Annotated in this window: 15 protein-coding genes, 1 pseudogene and 1 riboswitch; of the genes and pseudogenes, 7 read left to right on the forward strand and 9 right to left on the reverse strand. The window is 56.2% G+C overall.

Annotated elements, in window-relative coordinates; translation table 11 throughout:
• The first annotated feature begins 222 nt into the window (after positions 1-222).
• From rplJ to rpoC, 4 genes are all read left to right on the forward strand, one after another.
• The gene (rplJ, locus tag AAHB66_RS01020; RefSeq protein ID WP_001207203.1) at positions 223-720 is read left to right on the forward strand and encodes a 50S ribosomal protein L10; all 498 of its coding nucleotides are present in this window, start codon (positions 223-225) and stop codon (positions 718-720) included.
• Between the two features lie 66 nt (positions 721-786).
• The gene (gene rplL, locus AAHB66_RS01025) at positions 787-1,152 is read left to right on the forward strand and encodes a 50S ribosomal protein L7/L12 (RefSeq protein ID WP_142487805.1); all 366 of its coding nucleotides are present in this window, start codon (positions 787-789) and stop codon (positions 1,150-1,152) included.
• A 319-nt stretch (positions 1,153-1,471) separates the two neighbouring features.
• Positions 1,472-5,500: a DNA-directed RNA polymerase subunit beta gene (gene rpoB / locus AAHB66_RS01030; RefSeq protein WP_142487806.1), complete on the forward strand. Its 4,029-nt coding sequence runs from the start codon at positions 1,472-1,474 to the stop codon at positions 5,498-5,500.
• A 76-nt stretch (positions 5,501-5,576) separates the two neighbouring features.
• Entirely contained in the window at positions 5,577-9,800 is a 4,224-nt protein-coding gene (gene rpoC / locus AAHB66_RS01035; RefSeq protein ID WP_347114902.1) for a DNA-directed RNA polymerase subunit beta', read from the forward strand.
• Positions 9,801-9,944: 144 nt separating this feature from the next.
• Here the strand turns inward: rpoC and AAHB66_RS01040 are convergent, their stop codons facing one another.
• The 9 genes and pseudogenes from AAHB66_RS01040 to rsd form a co-directional block, all read right to left on the reverse strand.
• A complete protein-coding gene (locus tag AAHB66_RS01040; RefSeq protein ID WP_347114903.1) occupies positions 9,945-10,262 on the reverse strand; it encodes a PTS lactose/cellobiose transporter subunit IIA in 318 nt (105 codons plus the stop codon).
• Positions 10,263-10,265: 3 nt separating this feature from the next.
• The gene (locus AAHB66_RS01045; protein ID WP_039028885.1) at positions 10,266-10,571 is read right to left on the reverse strand and encodes a PTS sugar transporter subunit IIB; all 306 of its coding nucleotides are present in this window, start codon (positions 10,569-10,571) and stop codon (positions 10,266-10,268) included.
• 292 nt (positions 10,572-10,863) lie between these two features.
• Complete coding sequence (thiH, locus tag AAHB66_RS01050; RefSeq protein ID WP_347114904.1) at positions 10,864-11,997, reverse strand: 2-iminoacetate synthase ThiH; 1,134 nt, start codon at positions 11,995-11,997, stop codon at positions 10,864-10,866.
• Positions 11,994-12,764, reverse strand: coding sequence for a thiazole synthase (thiG, locus tag AAHB66_RS01055; protein WP_347114905.1), 771 nt, complete (start codon positions 12,762-12,764; stop codon positions 11,994-11,996). Before thiG ends, thiH begins: the two co-directional genes overlap by 4 nt.
• 1 nt (position 12,765) lies before the next feature.
• Positions 12,766-12,966 carry a sulfur carrier protein ThiS gene (thiS, locus tag AAHB66_RS01060; RefSeq protein ID WP_347114906.1) on the reverse strand — a complete coding sequence of 67 codons (201 nt, stop codon included), beginning with the start codon at positions 12,964-12,966 and terminating at the stop codon, positions 12,766-12,768.
• Complete coding sequence (locus AAHB66_RS01065; RefSeq protein ID WP_347114907.1) at positions 12,950-13,705, reverse strand: HesA/MoeB/ThiF family protein; 756 nt, start codon at positions 13,703-13,705, stop codon at positions 12,950-12,952. The genes thiS and AAHB66_RS01065 overlap by 17 nt, the downstream gene beginning before the upstream one ends.
• The gene (gene thiE / locus AAHB66_RS01070; protein WP_347114908.1) at positions 13,698-14,333 is read right to left on the reverse strand and encodes a thiamine phosphate synthase; all 636 of its coding nucleotides are present in this window, start codon (positions 14,331-14,333) and stop codon (positions 13,698-13,700) included. Before thiE ends, AAHB66_RS01065 begins: the two co-directional genes overlap by 8 nt.
• Positions 14,333-16,229 (reverse strand): annotated as a pseudogene (gene thiC, locus AAHB66_RS01075) (phosphomethylpyrimidine synthase ThiC). The gene thiE and the pseudogene thiC overlap by 1 nt, the downstream one beginning before the upstream one ends.
• A 76-nt stretch (positions 16,230-16,305) precedes the next feature.
• Positions 16,306-16,414, reverse strand: a riboswitch (TPP riboswitch).
• Between the two features lie 53 nt (positions 16,415-16,467).
• On the reverse strand, positions 16,468-16,965 hold the full coding sequence (rsd, locus tag AAHB66_RS01080; RefSeq protein ID WP_333852844.1) for a sigma D regulator: 498 nt from the start codon (positions 16,963-16,965) through the stop codon (positions 16,468-16,470).
• A 95-nt stretch (positions 16,966-17,060) separates the two neighbouring features.
• On the opposite strand from rsd, the gene nudC reads away from it, so the two are divergent.
• From nudC to nfi, 3 genes are read left to right on the forward strand one after another with little or no spacing between them, the layout of a single operon-like run.
• Entirely contained in the window at positions 17,061-17,834 is a 774-nt protein-coding gene (gene nudC / locus AAHB66_RS01085) for an NAD(+) diphosphatase (RefSeq protein ID WP_347114909.1), read from the forward strand.
• A gap of 40 nt (positions 17,835-17,874) precedes the next feature.
• Positions 17,875-18,939, forward strand: a complete 1,065-nt coding sequence (hemE, locus tag AAHB66_RS01090) for a uroporphyrinogen decarboxylase (protein WP_347114910.1) — start codon at positions 17,875-17,877, stop codon at positions 18,937-18,939.
• Positions 18,940-18,948: 9 nt separating this feature from the next.
• Positions 18,949-19,620: a deoxyribonuclease V gene (nfi, locus tag AAHB66_RS01095; protein ID WP_347114911.1), complete on the forward strand. Its 672-nt coding sequence runs from the start codon at positions 18,949-18,951 to the stop codon at positions 19,618-19,620.
• The last annotated feature ends 11 nt before the right edge of the window (positions 19,621-19,631 follow it).

Genomic DNA, 19,631 nt, shown 5'->3' on the forward strand with positions numbered 1-19,631 from the left:
AAAGATTTGTTCGTTGGAGCCTGGCCTAATCCAGGCCTCCGTCGAAGACCGCAGGTGTTTCGCAAGAGACTTAATGCCCTGCGTAGACGGTGACAGAACGCTAAGATTATTTTTGGATACTCTGGCTTGTTTCTGCTCACCGTATTAAGACGCTCTTCCCGTTGGGAAGAGTGAAGTGAGTTCCGGAACATGAGTTCCGGCAAACATCCAGGAGCAAAGCTAATGGCTTTAAATCTTCAAGACAAACAAGCGATTGTTGCTGAAGTCAGCGAAGTAGCCAAAGGCGCGCTGTCTGCAGTAGTTGCGGATTCCCGTGGCGTTACTGTAGATAAAATGACTGAACTGCGTAAAGCAGGTCGTGAAGCTGGCGTTTACATGCGTGTTGTTCGTAACACCCTGCTGCGCCGCGTAGTTGAAGGTACTCAGTTCGAGTGCCTGAAAGACACGTTTGTTGGTCCAACCTTGATTGCATACTCTATGGAACACCCGGGCGCTGCTGCTCGTCTGTTCAAAGAGTTCGCGAAAGCGAATGCAAAATTCGAGGTTAAAGCTGCAGCCTTTGAAGGTGAGTTGATCCCGGCATCGCAAATCGATCGCCTGGCAACCCTGCCGACCTACGAAGAAGCAATTGCACGCCTGATGGCAACCATGAAAGAAGCTTCGGCTGGCAAACTGGTTCGCACTCTGGCTGCTGTTCGCGATGCGAAAGAAGCTGCTTAATAGCAGTCATCTTTATCAAGTATTCGCTTACGTATAAACTTATTCTGATTTTCAGGAACAATTTAAATGTCTATCACTAAAGATCAAATCATTGAAGCAGTTGCAGCTATGTCCGTAATGGACGTTGTAGAACTGATCACTGCAATGGAAGAAAAATTCGGTGTTTCCGCTGCTGCTGCTGTAGCTGTAGCTGCTGGCCCGGCTGAAGCTGCTGAAGAAAAAACTGAATTCGACGTAGTTCTGAAAGCTGCTGGCGCGAACAAAGTTGCTGTAATCAAAGCAGTACGTGCTGCAACTGGCCTGGGTCTGAAAGAAGCTAAAGACCTGGTAGAATCTGCTCCAGCTGCGCTGAAAGAAGGCGTGAGCAAAGACGACGCAGAAGCACTGAAAAAATCTCTGGAAGAAGCTGGCGCTGAAGTTGAAGTTAAATAAGCCAACCCTTCCGGTTGCAGCCTGAGAAATTAGGCTGATGGCTGGTGACTTTTTAGTCACCAGCCTTTTTTGCGCTGTAAGGCGCCAGTAGAGTTTCACACTGTTTGACTGCTGGCTGTCCTGACAATGCTTGTTTCTATCGACGACTTAATATACTGCGACAGGGTGCTCGCTCTGGGTAAATCGCAATGAAATGGTTTAAGCGTGATAGCAACAGGCATTGCGGAAAGTGTTCGATTTTCCGATCAACAAAATGGTGTTGCACAAACTGTCCGCCAATGGACAGATGGGTCGACTTGTCAGCGAGCTGAGGAACCCTATGGTTTACTCCTATACCGAGAAAAAACGTATTCGTAAGGATTTTGGTAAACGTCCACAAGTTCTGGACATTCCATATCTCCTTTCTATCCAGCTTGACTCGTTCCAGAAGTTTATCGAGCAAGATCCTGAAGGGCAGTACGGTCTGGAAGCAGCCTTCCGTTCCGTGTTCCCGATTAAGAGCTACAGCGGTAATTCCGAGCTGCAATACGTCAGCTACCGCCTTGGCGAACCGGTATTTGACGTTCAGGAATGTCAAATCCGTGGCGTGACCTACTCGGCACCGCTGCGCGTTAAACTGCGTCTGGTGATCTACGAGCGCGAAGCGCCGGAAGGCACCGTTAAAGACATTAAAGAACAAGAAGTCTACATGGGCGAAATTCCGCTCATGACCGACAACGGTACTTTCGTTATCAACGGTACTGAGCGTGTTATCGTTTCCCAGCTGCACCGTAGCCCGGGCGTCTTCTTCGACAGCGATAAAGGTAAAACACACTCTTCCGGTAAAGTACTGTATAACGCGCGTATCATTCCTTACCGTGGTTCCTGGCTGGACTTCGAGTTCGATCCGAAAGACAACCTGTTTGTCCGTATCGACCGTCGTCGTAAACTGCCTGCGACCATCATTCTGCGTGCACTGAACTACACCACTGAGCAGATTCTTGATCTGTTCTTTGAAAAAGTTGTCTTTGAAATTCGCGACAACAAGCTGCAAATGGAGCTGGTGCCTGAGCGTCTGCGTGGTGATACCGCATCGTTCGACATCGAAGCCGACGGCAAAGTGTATGTGGAAAAAGGCCGCCGTATTACCGCGCGCCACATCCGTCAGCTGGAAAAAGATGATATCAAACACATCGAAGTTCCGGTTGAGTACATTGCTGGAAAAGTAGCTGCAAAAGACTACGTTGATGCATCCACTGGCGAGCTGATCTGCCCGGCTAACATGGAGCTGAGCCTGGATCTGCTGGCTAAGCTGAGCCAGTCTGGCCACAAGCGTATCGAAACGCTGTTCACCAACGATCTGGACCACGGTCCGTACATGTCCGAAACCGTACGTGTCGACCCAACCACCGATCGTCTGAGCGCGCTGGTAGAAATCTACCGCATGATGCGCCCGGGTGAGCCACCGACTCGCGAAGCGGCTGAAAGCCTGTTCGAGAACCTGTTCTTCTCCGAAGACCGCTACGATCTGTCCGCGGTTGGTCGTATGAAGTTCAACCGTTCTCTGCTGCGTGACGCGATCGAAGGTTCCGGTATCCTGAGCAAAGAAGACATCATCGAAGTGATGAAGAAGCTCATCGATATCCGTAACGGTAAAGGCGAAGTGGACGATATCGACCACCTCGGCAACCGTCGTATCCGTTCCGTAGGCGAAATGGCGGAAAACCAGTTCCGCGTTGGCCTGGTACGTGTAGAGCGTGCGGTGAAAGAGCGTCTGTCTCTGGGCGATCTGGATACCCTGATGCCTCAGGATATGATCAACGCCAAGCCGATCTCTGCAGCAGTGAAAGAGTTCTTTGGTTCCAGCCAGCTGTCTCAGTTTATGGACCAGAACAACCCGCTGTCTGAGATCACGCACAAGCGTCGTATCTCTGCACTCGGCCCGGGCGGTCTGACCCGTGAGCGCGCAGGCTTTGAAGTTCGAGACGTACACCCGACTCACTACGGTCGCGTATGTCCAATCGAAACGCCTGAAGGTCCAAACATCGGTCTGATCAACTCCCTGTCCGTGTACGCACAGACTAACGAATACGGTTTCCTTGAAACCCCGTATCGTAAAGTGACTGACGGTGTTGTAACCGATGAAATTCACTACCTGTCTGCTATCGAAGAAGGTAACTACGTCATCGCTCAGGCGAACTCCAACCTGGATGACGAAGGCCACTTTGTAGAAGACCTGGTAACTTGCCGTAGCAAAGGCGAATCCAGCTTGTTCAGCCGCGACCAGGTTGACTACATGGACGTTTCCACCCAGCAGGTGGTTTCCGTCGGTGCGTCCCTGATCCCGTTCCTGGAACACGATGACGCCAACCGTGCATTGATGGGTGCGAACATGCAACGTCAGGCCGTTCCAACTCTGCGCGCTGATAAGCCGCTGGTTGGTACCGGTATGGAACGTGCTGTTGCCGTTGACTCCGGTGTTACTGCAGTTGCTAAACGTGGCGGTACTGTTCAGTACGTCGATGCTTCCCGTATCGTTATCAAAGTTAACGAAGACGAGATGCATGCAGGCGAAGCAGGTATCGACATCTACAACCTGACCAAGTACACCCGTTCTAACCAGAACACCTGTATCAACCAGATGCCATGTGTGTCTCTGGGTGAGCCAATTGAGCGCGGCGACGTGCTGGCTGACGGCCCGTCCACCGACCTCGGTGAACTGGCGCTCGGTCAGAACATGCGCGTAGCGTTCATGCCGTGGAACGGTTACAACTTCGAAGACTCCATCCTGGTCTCCGAGCGTGTGGTTCAGGAAGATCGTTTCACCACTATTCACATCCAGGAACTGGCGTGCGTGTCCCGTGACACCAAGCTGGGGCCAGAAGAGATCACCGCTGACATCCCTAACGTGGGTGAAGCTGCGCTCTCCAAGCTGGATGAGTCCGGTATCGTTTACATCGGTGCAGAAGTGACCGGCGGCGACATTCTGGTTGGTAAGGTTACGCCGAAAGGTGAAACCCAGCTGACGCCAGAAGAGAAACTGCTGCGCGCGATCTTTGGTGAGAAAGCGTCTGATGTTAAAGACTCTTCTCTGCGTGTGCCTAACGGTGTTTCCGGTACGGTTATCGACGTTCAGGTCTTTACTCGCGATGGCGTAGAAAAAGACAAACGTGCGCTGGAAATCGAAGAGATGCAGCTGAAGCAGGCTAAGAAAGACCTGTCTGAAGAGCTGCAGATCCTTGAAGCTGGCCTGTTTGGTCGTATCTACGCGGTGCTGGTTGCCGGTGGTGTTGAAGCTGAGAAGCTCGACAAGCTGCCACGTGACCGCTGGCTGGAACTGGGCCTGGCCGACGAAGAGAAACAAAATCAGCTGGAACAGCTGGCTGAGCAGTATGACGAACTGAAACACGAGTTCGAGAAAAAACTCGAAGCGAAACGCCGTAAAATCACTCAGGGCGACGATCTGGCACCGGGCGTGCTGAAGATTGTTAAGGTTTATCTGGCCGTTAAACGTCAGATCCAGCCTGGTGATAAGATGGCAGGTCGTCACGGTAACAAGGGTGTTATTTCTAAGATCAACCCGATCGAAGATATGCCGCACGATGCTAACGGTACGCCGGTAGATATCGTACTGAACCCGCTGGGCGTACCGTCTCGTATGAACATTGGTCAGATCCTTGAAACTCACCTGGGTATGGCTGCAAAAGGCATCGGCGATAAGATCAACGCCATGCTGAAACAGCAGCAGGAAGTCGCGAAACTGCGCGAGTTCATCCAGCGTGCGTACGATCTGGGTACTGATGTTCGTCAGAAAGTCGACCTGAACACCTTCAGCGATGAAGAAGTGCTGCGTCTGGCTGAGAACCTGAAAAAAGGTATGCCAATCGCAACGCCAGTCTTCGATGGTGCGAAAGAGTCTGAAATCAAGGAACTGTTACAGCTGGGTGGCCTGCCAAGTTCTGGCCAGATCACTCTGTTCGACGGTCGTACCGGTGAGCAGTTCGAGCGCCAGGTAACCGTTGGCTACATGTACATGCTGAAACTGAACCACCTGGTTGATGACAAGATGCACGCGCGTTCTACCGGTTCTTACAGCCTGGTTACTCAGCAGCCGCTGGGTGGTAAGGCGCAGTTCGGTGGTCAGCGCTTCGGGGAGATGGAAGTGTGGGCGCTTGAAGCATACGGCGCGGCATACACCCTGCAGGAAATGCTCACCGTTAAGTCTGATGACGTGAACGGTCGTACCAAGATGTATAAAAACATCGTGGACGGCAACCATCAGATGGAACCGGGCATGCCAGAGTCCTTCAACGTACTGTTGAAAGAGATTCGTTCGCTGGGTATCAACATCGAACTGGAAGACGAGTAACTCTCGCTCAAACAGGTCACTGGTGCCGGAGTAGTTTCCGGCACCAGATTGTGCTAACTCCGACGGGAGCAAATCCGTGAAAGACTTATTAAAGTTTCTGAAAGCGCAAACTAAAACCGAAGAGTTTGATGCGATCAAAATTGCTCTGGCCTCGCCAGACATGATCCGTTCATGGTCTTTTGGTGAAGTTAAAAAGCCAGAAACCATCAACTACCGTACGTTCAAACCTGAGCGTGACGGCCTTTTCTGTGCGCGTATTTTCGGGCCAGTAAAAGATTACGAGTGCCTGTGCGGTAAGTACAAGCGCCTGAAACACCGTGGTGTGATCTGTGAGAAGTGCGGCGTTGAAGTGACCCAGACTAAAGTGCGTCGTGAGCGCATGGGCCACATCGAGCTGGCGTCTCCGACTGCCCACATCTGGTTCCTGAAATCTCTGCCGTCACGTATCGGTCTGCTGCTGGATATGCCGCTGCGCGATATCGAACGTGTACTGTACTTCGAATCTTATGTTGTTATCGAAGGCGGGATGACGAACCTGGAACGCAACCAGATTCTGACCGAAGAACAGTATCTGGACGCGCTGGAAGAGTTCGGTGACGAATTCGACGCGAAGATGGGTGCGGAAGCTATCCAGGCCCTGCTGAAGAGCATGGATCTGGAGCAGGAGTGCGAGCAGCTGCGTGAAGAGCTGAACGAAACCAACTCCGAAACCAAGCGTAAAAAGCTGACCAAGCGTATCAAACTGCTGGAAGCGTTCGTTCAGTCTGGTAACAAACCAGAGTGGATGATCCTGACCGTTCTGCCGGTTCTGCCGCCAGATCTACGTCCGCTGGTTCCGCTGGATGGTGGTCGTTTCGCTACTTCTGACCTGAACGATCTGTATCGTCGCGTCATTAACCGTAACAACCGTCTGAAACGTCTGCTGGATCTGGCTGCGCCAGATATCATCGTACGCAACGAAAAACGTATGCTGCAGGAAGCGGTAGATGCCCTGCTGGATAACGGTCGTCGCGGTCGTGCGATCACCGGTTCGAACAAACGTCCTCTGAAATCTTTGGCCGACATGATCAAAGGTAAACAGGGTCGTTTCCGTCAGAACCTGCTCGGTAAGCGTGTTGACTACTCCGGTCGTTCTGTAATCACCGTAGGTCCATACCTGCGTCTGCATCAGTGCGGTCTGCCGAAGAAAATGGCACTGGAGCTGTTCAAACCGTTCATCTACGGCAAGCTGGAACTGCGTGGCCTGGCCACCACCATCAAAGCCGCTAAGAAGATGGTTGAGCGTGAAGAAGCTGTCGTTTGGGATATCCTGGACGAAGTGATCCGCGAACACCCGGTACTGCTGAACCGTGCACCAACCCTGCACCGTCTGGGTATCCAGGCCTTTGAGCCAGTACTGATCGAAGGTAAAGCTATCCAGCTGCACCCGCTGGTCTGTGCGGCCTATAACGCCGACTTCGATGGTGACCAGATGGCTGTTCACGTACCGCTGACGCTGGAAGCCCAGCTCGAAGCGCGTGCGCTGATGATGTCTACCAACAACATCCTGTCCCCAGCGAACGGTGAACCAATTATCGTTCCTTCTCAGGACGTTGTACTGGGTCTGTACTACATGACCCGTGACTGTGTTAACGCCAAAGGCGAAGGCATGGTGCTGACTGGCCCGAAAGAAGCTGAGCGTATTTATCGCGCTGGCCTGGCCTCTCTGCATGCGCGTGTAAAAGTGCGTATCACCGAGTATGAAAAAGCTGAAAACGGCGAACTCGTTGCGAAAACCAGCCTGATTGACACGACCGTTGGCCGTGCGATTTTGTGGATGATCGTACCGAAAGGTCTGCCTTTCTCCATCGTCAACCAGGCGCTGGGCAAGAAAGCGATCTCCAAGATGCTGAACACCTGTTACCGCATCCTGGGCCTGAAGCCGACCGTAATCTTCGCTGACCAGACAATGTACACCGGCTTTGCTTATGCAGCGCGTTCAGGTGCCTCTGTTGGTATCGATGACATGGTCATCCCAGAGAAGAAACACGAGATCATCTCTGAAGCGGAAGCCGAAGTTGCTGAGATCCAGGAGCAGTTCCAGTCTGGTCTGGTCACCGCGGGCGAACGCTATAACAAAGTTATCGATATCTGGGCAGCGGCGAACGATCGTGTATCCAAAGCGATGATGGACAACCTGCAGACCGAAACCGTTATTAACCGTGACGGCGTCGAAGAGCAGCAGGTTTCCTTCAACAGCATCTACATGATGGCCGACTCCGGTGCGCGTGGTTCTGCAGCACAGATTCGTCAGCTGGCAGGTATGCGTGGTCTGATGGCGAAGCCAGATGGCTCCATCATCGAAACGCCAATCACCGCGAACTTCCGTGAAGGTCTGAACGTACTCCAGTACTTCATCTCCACGCACGGTGCTCGTAAAGGTCTGGCGGATACCGCACTGAAAACTGCGAACTCCGGTTATCTGACGCGTCGTCTGGTTGACGTTGCGCAGGATCTGGTTGTTACCGAAGACGATTGTGGCACCCTCGAAGGTATCACCATGACCCCGGTTATCGAGGGTGGTGATGTTAAAGAGCCACTGCGCGATCGCGTTCTGGGTCGTGTTACTGCGGAAGACATTCTGAAGCCGGGTACTGCAGACATCCTGGTTCCACGCAACACGCTGCTGCACGAGCACTGGTGTGACCTGCTGGAAGCCAACTCTGTTGACTCAGTGAAAGTACGTTCCGTTGTATCCTGTGACACCGACTTTGGTGTATGTGCGCACTGCTACGGTCGTGACCTGGCGCGTGGCCACATCATCAACAAAGGTGAAGCGATCGGTGTTATCGCGGCACAGTCCATCGGTGAGCCGGGTACACAGCTGACGATGCGTACGTTCCACATCGGTGGTGCGGCATCTCGTGCGGCTGCTGAATCCAGCATCCAGGTGAAAAACAAAGGTAGCATCAAGCTCAACAACGCGAAGTCGGTTGTTAACTCTTCCGGCAAGCTGGTTGTGACTTCTCGTAACACCGAGCTGAAGCTGATCGACGAATTCGGTCGTACCAAAGAGAGCTATAAAGTGCCTTACGGTGCTGTTATGGCGAAAGGCGATGGCGAACAGGTTGCTGGCGGCGAAACCGTAGCGAACTGGGATCCACACACCATGCCGGTAATCACCGAAGTGGCTGGTTTCATTCGCTTCACCGATATGATCGACGGCCAGACGATTACTCGTCAGACCGACGACCTGACCGGTCTCTCTTCCCTGGTGGTTCTGGATTCTGCAGAACGTACCGCGGGTGGTAAAGATCTGCGTCCAGCACTGAAAATCGTTGATGCTAATGGCAACGATGTTCTGATCCCGGGCACCGACATGCCGGCTCAGTACTTCCTGCCAGGTAAAGCGATTGTTCAGCTGGAAGATGGTGTTCAGATCGGTGCGGGTGATGCTCTGGCGCGTATTCCACAGGAATCCAGCGGTACCAAAGATATCACCGGTGGTCTGCCACGCGTTGCGGACCTGTTCGAAGCACGTCGTCCGAAAGAGCCGGCAATCCTGGCTGAAATCAGCGGTATCATTTCCTTCGGTAAAGAGACCAAAGGGAAGCGCCGTCTGGTGATCACGCCGCTGGATGGCAGCGATCCGTACGAAGAGATGATTCCAAAATGGCGTCAGCTCAACGTGTTTGAAGGTGAACGTGTAGAACGTGGTGACGTGGTTTCCGACGGTCCGGAAGCACCGCACGACATTCTGCGTCTTCGTGGCGTCCACGCGGTAACGCGTTACATCACCAACGAAGTACAGGACGTTTACCGTCTGCAAGGCGTTAAGATCAACGATAAGCACATCGAAGTTATCGTTCGTCAGATGCTACGTAAAGCCACCATCGTGAATGCCGGTAGCTCCGACTTCCTCGAAGGTGAGCAGGTTGAATACTCTCGCGTTAAGATCGCTAACCGCGATCTGGAAGCGAACGGCAAACTCAGTGCGACCTTCGCACGTGACCTGCTGGGTATCACCAAAGCGTCTCTGGCAACCGAGTCCTTCATCTCCGCGGCATCGTTCCAGGAGACCACTCGTGTGCTTACCGAAGCAGCTGTTGCGGGCAAACGCGACGAACTGCGCGGTCTGAAAGAGAACGTTATTGTGGGTCGTCTGATCCCGGCCGGTACCGGTTATGCGTACCACCAGGATCGTATGCGCCGTCGCGCAGCGGGCGAAATCCCAGCTGCACCACAGGTGACTGCTGAAGACGCCTCTGCCAGCCTGGCAGAGCTGCTGAACGCAGGCCTGGGCGGTTCTGACAACGAGTAATCGTGACGTCAGCCCATAAAAAAACCCGCTTCGGCGGGTTTTTTTTTGCGTGTCTGGTGCGGCTGTTGCCGGGTGGCGCTGCGCTTACCCGGCCTACGGTTCGGGGTCGTTGTAGGCCCGGTAAGCGTAGCGCCACCGGGCGTGTTAGTTCACCAGCGGTAACCGGCGATACAGCTCGATCATATCTCCCGCCAGATCCTGAATCACCATCGCGTTCATCAGGTGGTCCTGAGAGTGAACGGTAATCAGGTTAACCGGTAGCTTGCCGGTGCCTTCATCCATACCGATCAGCTTCGTCTGGATGGTGTGCGCATGCTTAACGAATTCACGCGACTCTTCCATCGCTTTTTCCGCGTCGGCAAATTCACCTTTACGCGCCATCTGCAGGGCGGTTAATGCTGAACTGCGGGCTGCACCGGCATTCACCAGCAGCTCCATAATAATGGTTTCTAAATCTTCCATGGGTCACTCCAGCAGCTTGAGGGCTTTTTCGAGGACGGCATCGCCTTTCATCATGCCGTAATCCATCATGTCGATAACCGCGACTTTTTTGCCCAGCGGTTCTGCCTGTGCCTGAAGATTATTGAGTTCGTATTTGACCTGCGGGCCAAGCAACACAATGTCGGCTGCGGCGATTTCATCTTTAAACTCAGCAACCGGTACGGCTTTAATGGTTACTTCGACCCCTTTTTTCTGCGCGGCGTCTTTCATGCGTTGAACCAGCATGCTGGTGGACATTCCCGCTGCACAGCATAAAACGATGTTCTTCATAGTCAGCCTCAATGTACATGTGTTTATTGATAATTATCCCGCGTAGCCCGCTTCGACAACCGCGTTACCGCGATTGTGTGTGAGGCATCACAAAGAAACCCGCATTTTCTGAAACCGGTTACAATTGTTACAGAACGGGGAAAGGCAGGGCGGAACGAGGAAGAAGCTTTCCGCCCTGGTCAGCATCCCCGGCTGACGGAATAAGCGTAAAAAAAACATGCTCAGGCTGACAATGGCCCGTTGATGAGGTTACGTGACGCCTCGTAATAACTTCATCGGGTTACACTCTTTTTCAGCCCGGCTGCGAGGCGCGTCCCAGCCAGCTATCCCAGTCTTTCCACACCGGCTGCAATCCCTGCTGGCTGAGCGCTTCGGCAACCACTTCCGGGCGACGACTATCGTGCGGCGCAAACTGCTCCAGCTCGGGATGGTCATCGGCATAGCCGCCTGGCTGGGTTTTTGAAAAGGCGCTGACGTTGTTAATGGCCAGCGGAATGACGCGATCGCGAAACGCGGGGGATTCCCGGGTCGACAGTGACAGCTCCACCTCCGGCGCCAGTAGACGAAACGCGCAGATGGTCTGCACCAACTGACGTTCATCCATGATCGACGCGGGCTGGATCCCGCCAGCGCAGGGGCGCAGCCGGGGAAAGGAGATCGAGTACCTGCTCTGCCAGTAGTGCTGCTGTAGCCAGAGCAGGTGTTCCGCCACCATAAAGTTGTCGACCCGCCAGCTGTCGGAGAGTCCGGTCAGTGCCCCGAGTCCGATCTTGTCGATCCCGGCGCGGCCCAGCCGATCCGGGGTCTCAAGTCGCCAGAAGAAGTCCTGCTTTTTACCTTTCAAGTGGTGTTGAGCATAGACCGCCTCGTGATAGGTCTCCTGATAGACCAGCACGCCATCCAGCCCCAGCGTTTTTAGCTCGCCATATTCGGCCTCTGACAGGGGTTGAACCTCCATCTGCAACGAGGCGAACTGGCGGCGAATGGCCGGGATATGGCGACGAAAATAGTCCATTCCGACCTTAGCCTGGTGCTCGCCGGTCACCAGCAGCAGATGCTCAAACCCCATCTCGCGGATCGTGGCACACTCCCGGGCAATCTCATTTTCATCCAGCGTTTTGCGCTTGATGTGGTTGCTCATTGAAAAGCCGCAGTAGGTACAGTCGTTCGCGCACAGGTTGGAGAGATAGAGCGGAACATAAAAGCTCACCGTGTTGCCAAAGCGCTGGCGGGTCAGACGCTGGGCCCGCTGCGCCATCGGCTCAAGATACGCGCTGGCGGCGGGGGAGAGCAGGGCCATCATATCCTCGCGCGTCGGCTGCCGGGCAGTCAGAGCGCGCTCAACGTCCGCCGGGGTTTTACTGTTGATGCGCAGGCGAATATCGTCCCAGTTGAGCTGGTGCCAGCGATCGGTAAAGGTATTCATGAGAAGGCCTCCAGAAATCCGGTTAACGGGCTGGTGGCCTGGGCTTCAGGGCTCCGCGAGCCGGGGCCAGACTGGCGTGCCAGCACGCCCGCCTCTACCGCCAGACGAAACGCCCGCGCCATCATCACCGGATCGTCCGCGACTGCAATGGCGGTGTTGACCAGCACGGCATCGGCCCCCATCTCCAGCGCCTGTGCGGCATGGCTGGGAACGCCGATCCCGGCATCCACGATCACCGGCACGGTCGCCTGCTGAATGATGATCTCCAGCATGGCGCGGGTTTCCAGCCCCTGGTTGGAGCCTATCGGCGCGCCGAGCGGCATCACCGCCGCGCAACCCGCCTCTTCAAGCCGTTTGCACAGCACCGGATCGGCACCGCAGTAGGGCAGCACCGTGAATCCCTCTTTTACCAGCATTTCCGCCGCTTTCAGCGTCTCGATGGGATCGGGCAGCAGCCAGCGGGCATCGGGATGGATCTCCAGCTTGAGCCAGTGCGTTCCCAGCGCCTCGCGCGCCAGCCGGGCGGCGAACACCGCCTCCTCCGCGGTTTTGGCCCCGGAGGTGTTGGGCAGCAGGCTGACACCTGCCTCCAGCAGCGGCGCCAGAATAGCGTCATTGTGATTGCGCAGATCGACCCGCTTCATCGCCAGGGTCACCAGCTGGCTGCCGCTCTCGCGAATGGCGTCCACCATCAGCTGCGGCGAGGCGAATTTCCCGGTGCCGGTAAACAGATGTGAATCAAAGGTTTTATCAGCAATACGTAACATCTCAGCCTCCGGCAATCACCTGAAAGAGCAGGATCCGATCGCCTTCGCAGACCTGCTGTTTATCCCACTGCTCGCGCGGCAGGATCTGTTGATTCAGGGCCAGCGCGACCCCGGGTTTTAACTGGCGCAGCTGGTGGAGCAGAGTGGCAACGGTTATGCCTTCCACGCACTGCATCGGTTCGTCGTTAAACAGGATCCGCATGCTGGCCTCCACATACCTCACAGCCGCTGGCGCGCTGCAGGGCCAGCTGTCGCCAGCTTCCTGCCCGGGCATCGAACAGGCGCAGCGCATTGCGCGGGGTCTCGATGCCGCTCAGCAGCTTGATCGCCTCCAGCGCCTGCAAGGTTCCCATCACGCCAACCACCGGCCCGACAATGCCTGCGGTGCGGCAGTTGCGTTGCGGCTCGTCATCCTCCGGCCACAGACAGCGATAGCAGCCCTGCGCCCAGGGCGGTGTCAGCACCATCATCTGCCCGCCAAATCCCACGGCGCTGGCGGTGATGAGCGGGGTGTTGAGCATCACGCAGGCGGCATTGATCGCCTGGCGGGTGGCCATGTTATCGGTGCAGTCCAGCACCACGTCGGCGCGGGCGATCTCCTCCTGCAGCGCTTTGCCTTCCAGGCGGGTCTGCAGGGCAATCAGCCGGATGTCCGGGTTAAGCTGCTGCAGCCGGCGCTGCGTCACTTGCGCTTTCGGCTGGGCGATATCGTCGGTAGTAAACAGGATCTGGCGCTGCAAATTACTCAGATGCACCTCGTCATCGTCGGCCAGCACCAGGGTGCCGATCCCGGCACCGGCCAGGTACAGCGCCGCCGGAGCGCCTAATCCGCCGAGGCCGACCAGCAATACCCGGCTGGCGAGCAGCTTCTGCTGCCCGTCGATGGCGATATCCTCCAGCAGGATCTGGCGGCTGTAGCGCATAAAGTCACGGTCATTCATCGCCCGCCCCCGCCAGTTGCAGTAGCTGTGCCGTTGCCGCCTGCCAGTCATCGGCCTGAGTGATAGCGCTCACCACCGCAATGCTGCCCACGCCGGTCGCCAGCACCGCCGCGGCGCGTTCGAGACTGATACCACCGATGGCGACGGTAGGGTAATCCGCAAGCCGTTCGATATGGCGGGCCAGCTGCTCCAGCCCCTGAGGGGCGGAAGGCATCTGCTTGGTTTGGGTCGGGAAAACGTGCCCGAGGGCGATGTAGGACGGACGCGCCGCCAGCGCCACGTCGATCTCCATGTCGTCGTGGGTTGAGACGCCGAGGCGTAACCCGGCAGCACGAATGGCCGCAAGATCGGTGGTCTCCAGGTCTTCCTGGCCGAGATGCACGCCATAAGCCTGATGTTTAATCGCCAGCCGCCAGTAATCATTGATAAACAGGCGGGCGTCGTAGCGACGCCCCAGGGCAATGGCCGCCACGATATCGGCCTCGACCTCGTCATCCTGCTTATCTTTGATGCGCAGCTGGATCGTTTTTACGCCCGCGGCAAGCAGACGCTCAATCCAGGCCACGCTGTCGACCACCGGATAGAGCCCAAGACGAAAGGGTACCGGCGGGAAGTTGGGTTGATACATTACGCCTCCTCTTTTTTGAGGTAGATCACGCCGCCCTTGGCGCGGAAGGTTTCCGACATGTCGGCCATCCCCACTTCAATGGTCTGCGCCGCGGCGTAGTCGCGTACCTCCTGGCTGATTTTCATCGAGCAGAATTTTGGCCCGCACATGGAGCAGAAGTGCGCCACTTTGCCGGATTCCTGAGGCAGGGTTTCGTCGTGATAGGCGCGGGCGGTGAAGGGGTCGAGGGCGAGGTTGAACTGATCTTCCCAGCGGAATTCAAAGCGTGCTTTCGACATGGCGTTATCGCGGATCTGCGCCCCCCGGGTGACCCTTCGCCAGGTCGGCGGCATGGGCGGCGATCTTGTAGGTGATCAGCCCCTGCTTCACGTCCTCTTTGTTTGGCAGGCCGAGGTGCTCTTTCGGCGTGACGTAGCAGAGCATGGCGCAGCCAAACCAGCCGATCATCGCTGCACCAATTCCGGAGGTGAAGTGGTCATAGCCCGGCGCGATGTCGGTGGTCAACGGCCCCAGGGTGTAGAACGGCGCTTCGTGGCAGTGCTCCAGCTCTTCGGTCATATTGCGGCGGATCATCTGCATCGGCACGTGGCCCGGGCCCTCAATCATCACCTGCACGTCATACTCCCAGGCAATTTTGGTCAGCTCGCCCAGGGTGTGGAGTTCGGCAAACTGCGCTTCGTCGTTGGCATCGCGAATGGAGCCCGGACGCAGGCCATCGCCCAGCGACAGCGACACGTCGTACGCGGCGCAGATTTCGCAGATCTCGCGGAAGTGCTCATACAGGAAGTTCTCCTGATGATGGGACAGGCACCATTTCGCCATGATCGAACCGCCGCGGGAGACGATGCCGGTCAGGCGTTTAGCGGTCATCGGCACGTAGCGCAGCAGCACGCCTGCGTGGATGGTGAAGTAATCCACGCCCTGCTCGGCCTGCTCCAGCAGCGTATCGCGGAAGGCTTCCCAGGTGAGATCTTCCGCGATGCCGTTAACCTTCTCCAGCGCCTGGTAGATGGGCACCGTACCAATCGGCACCGGGCTGTTACGCAGGATCCATTCGCGGGTTTCGTGAATATAGCGGCCGGTGGAGAGATCCATCACCGTGTCGGCACCCCAGCGGGTGGACCAGACCAGCTTCTCCACCTCTTCCTCGATGGAGGAGGTGACCGCCGAGTTACCGATGTTGGCATTCACCTTCACCAGGAAGTTACGCCCGATGATCATCGGCTCTGATTCCGGGTGGTTGATGTTGGCCGGGATAATGGCACGGCCCGCGGCCACTTCGTCACGCACAAATTCCGGGGTGATGTTCTCCGGCAGGCGGGCGCCAAAGCCTTCGCCTGGATGCTGGTGGCGCAGCACTTCGCCACGAATGCGCTCGCGGCCCATATTTTCGCGGATGGCGATAAACTCCATCTCCGGCGTCACTATCCCCTGGCGGGCGTAGTGCAGCTGGGTCACGCATTTACCCGCTCGTGCACGCTTCGGCGTGAGCAGCCCGGTGAAGCGCAGCTCGTCCAGACCGTCATCGGCCAGGCGCTCCCGGGTGTAAGCCGAGCTTTGCTCGTTCAGGGCTTCGCTGTCGTTACGGGCTTCTATCCATGGCAGGCGCAGCTTGGCCAGCCCCTGCTGGACATTAATCGCCACATCCGGATCGCCGTACGGGCCGGAGGTGTCGTAGACCGGGACCGCTTCGTTCTCTTCAAACTGCGGATTCTCTTTGCTGCCGCCGATCAAGGTCGGGCTGAGCTGGATCTCGCGCATCGGCACGCGGATATCCTCCTGCGAACCGGTCAGATAGATGCGTTTCGAGTTCGGGAAAGCGGTGCCTTCCAGAGTGTCGATAAAGTGTTGGGCGTGTGCGCGCTGTTCGCGGCGGGTCATTTTTGTGGCAGACATAGCTCGTTCCAGTAAGTGCAGGAAGTGGCTTGTCAGACGACGGATGAAGCAAGAGAGGATCGCCCGGGGGCGATGCAATATGTTGACTCTTGTTCCCTTCGCAGGTCTTAACCTGATCAGGTTCCGCGGATCCCGAATTAACGGTCTCAGCCCGGCTTTCGCACTGGGCACTCCGACAAGAATAAGCTCCCCTACAGCGGGAGCAGTGAATGTAAACTACGCGTTAACGAGGAATAACTCAAGCCGGTCGGGCGACGTTATCTTCGTTGCTCGCTTTCAGATTGTGATCCAACGCAAGGGCGATCAGGTTGTCTTCCAGCGTAAAGCGCTGCTCCAGCGCCTCGCCGATATCGGAAAGCGCCTGCTGAAATTCCAGGTAGTTATCCTGATCGATGGCGTTTTCCAGCGTGGAGTCGTAGTAATCCATGATTTGCTGGGTATTGGCTTCCAGTAGGGGATAGAGTTTGGTTGCCGCTAAATACGGACTCTTACCTTCCATTTCACGGATAAAGCGTTCATAAATATTGAAATGACCGTTGGAAAGGTAGTCGACCAGGCTCTGACAGAAATCGTCCAGCGCTTTTTCGTTCAGGCGCATATAGGACTCTTTGCCAGGCTTAATGCCAACGAGATTGTAGTAGGCAACAAGCAGATGTTTCCGCACGTGCAGCCAGCGATCGACCAGTTTGTTACTTCCGCCAACGCGCTCTGTCAGGTTTTCTAGCTGGTTTAGCATGTTTGACTCCGCAAGGTTAAGATTAAAAGCTGCCCACCCAAAATGTAATAGTATTGTTACCAACATGCCTGTGAAGCAAAGGTAGTGCAATAGATATGGATCGTATAATTGAAAAATCGGATCGTGGCTGGTGGTTAGTCAGTCATGAACAAAAATTATGGTTGCCCGGCGGTGAATTACCATACGGCGAGGCCGGAAATTTCGATCTTGCGGGACAGCCCGCACTAAATATTGGCGAGTGGAAGGGCGATTCTGTGTGGTTGATCCAACAAAATCGCCGTCACGATATGGGATCGGTGCGTCAGGTGCTCGATCTTGATGTCGGCTTGTTCCAGCTGGCAGGTCGTGCTGTGCAGTTGGCCGAGTTTTATCGCTCGCATAAGTTCTGCGGCTACTGTGGCCACACCATGCACCCAAGCAAAACCGAGTGGGCGATGCTCTGCAGCCACTGCCGGGAACGCTATTACCCGCAAATCGCGCCGTGCATCATCGTCGCCATCCGCCGGGATGATTCCATTTTGCTGGCGCAGCACACCCGTCATCGCAACGGCGTGCATACCGTGCTGGCCGGGTTTGTCGAAGTGGGCGAAACCCTGGAGCAGGCGGTCGCACGGGAAGTGATGGAGGAGAGCGGTATCAAGGTGAAGAACCTGCGCTATGTCACCTCACAGCCGTGGCCATTCCCACAGTCGCTGATGACCGCCTTTATGGCCGAGTACGACAGCGGTGAGATCGTCATCGACCCGAAAGAACTGCTGTCAGCCGACTGGTATCGCTACGACGATTTACCGCTGTTACCACCGCCGGGCACCGTGGCCCGCCGGCTGATAGAAGATACGGTGGCAATGTGTCGGGCCGACTATGAATGACGTGGTACACTGGGGATAAGACGCTTAAGGAACTGCAAAAATGACCGAACTGAAGAACGATCGTTATCTGCGTGCGCTGCTGCGCCAACCCGTTGATTTCACCCCGGTATGGATGATGCGCCAGGCGGGCCGCTATTTGCCGGAATACAAAGCCACGCGCGCGCAGGCGGGCGATTTTATGTCGCTGTGCAAAAACGCGGAGCTGGCCTGCGAAGTGACCCTTCAGCCGCTGCGCCGCTATCCGCTGGACGCGGCGATCCTCTTCTCCGATATCCTGACTATCCCCGATGCGATGGGGCTTGGCCTGTACTTTGAAACTGGCGAAGGCCCACGCTTTAGCTCGCCGATTAAGAGTAAAGCGGACATCGATAACCTGCCAATCCCGGACCCGGAGCAGGAGCTCGGTTATGTGATGAATGCGGTGCGCACCATTCGCCGCGAGCTGAAAGGCGAAGTGCCGCTGATCGGCTTCTCCGGCAGCCCGTGGACGCTGGCGACCTACATGGTCGAAGGCGGCAGCAGTAAGGCCTTCACCCTAATCAAAAAGATGATGTACGCCGATCCGCTGGCGCTGCATGCTCTGCTGGATAAGCTGGCGAAAAGCGTCACCCTGTACCTGAACGCCCAGATCAAAGCGGGCGCTCAGTCGGTGATGATCTTCGATACCTGGGGTGGGGTGCTGACGGGCCGCGATTATCAGCAGTTCTCGCTCTACTACATGCATAAAATCGTCGATGGTCTGCTGCGTGAAAACGAAGGCCGTCGCGTGCCGGTGACCCTGTTCACCAAAGGCGGTGGGCAGTGGCTGGAAGCCCTGGCGGAGACCGGCTGTGATGCGCTGGGCCTTGACTGGACTACCGATATTGCCGACGCGCGCCGTCGCGTTGGGGACAAAGTCGCCCTGCAGGGCAACATGGATCCGTCTATGCTGTATGCTCCGGCCGCCCGTATTGAAGAAGAAGTCGCGACCATTCTGGCGGGCTTCGGTCAGGGCGAAGGCCATGTGTTTAACCTGGGGCACGGTATTCATCAGGATGTACCGCCAGAACATGCAGGCGTGTTTGTGGAGGCGGTGCACCGACTTTCTGCCCAGTATCACCTGTAAGGAGTCGTTATGGATCTTGCGTCACTTCGCGCTCAACAACTTAAACTTGCTGCGTCGGTATCCCGTGAAGACCGGCTGGATAAAGACCCTCCCGCGCTGATTGCCGGGGCAGATGTCGGGTTTGAGCAGGGCGGTGAGGTGACGCGGGCGGCGATAGTCCTGCTGACCTGGCCCGAACTGGAGCTGGTCGAGTATCAGGTGGCGCGCATCGCCACCACCATGCCTTACATCCCCGGATTCCTCTCTTTCCGTGAATATCCCGCGCTGCTGGCCGCGTGGGATCAGCTTTCGCGAAGACCCGACCTGATGTTTGTCGATGGCCACGGGATCTCCCATCCGCGCCGTCTCGGTGTCGCCAGCCATTTTGGTATGCTGGTGGATGTTCCGACTATCGGGGTAGCGAAAAAGCGCCTCTGCGGTAAGTTTGAACCCCTGTCTGCCGAACCCGGCGCGCTGGCACCCTTGATGGACAAAGGCGAACAGCTGGCGTGGGTCTGGCGCAGCAAGGCGCGCTGCAATCCGCTATTCATCGCCACCGGCCATCGCGTCAGTACTGACACCGCGCTGGCGTGGGTTCAGCGCTGCATGAAGGGTTATCGATTACCGGAGCCGACCCGCTGGGCCGATGCGGTGGCTTCCGGGCGTCCCGCTTTTGTTCGTTGGCAGGAAATTCAGCGCTGATTCAGGTAAAC

The sequence above is a fragment of the Leclercia sp. S52 genome, assembly GCF_039727615.1.
In the GTDB taxonomy this organism is placed as follows: Bacteria; Pseudomonadota; Gammaproteobacteria; order Enterobacterales; family Enterobacteriaceae; genus Enterobacter; species Enterobacter adecarboxylatus_B.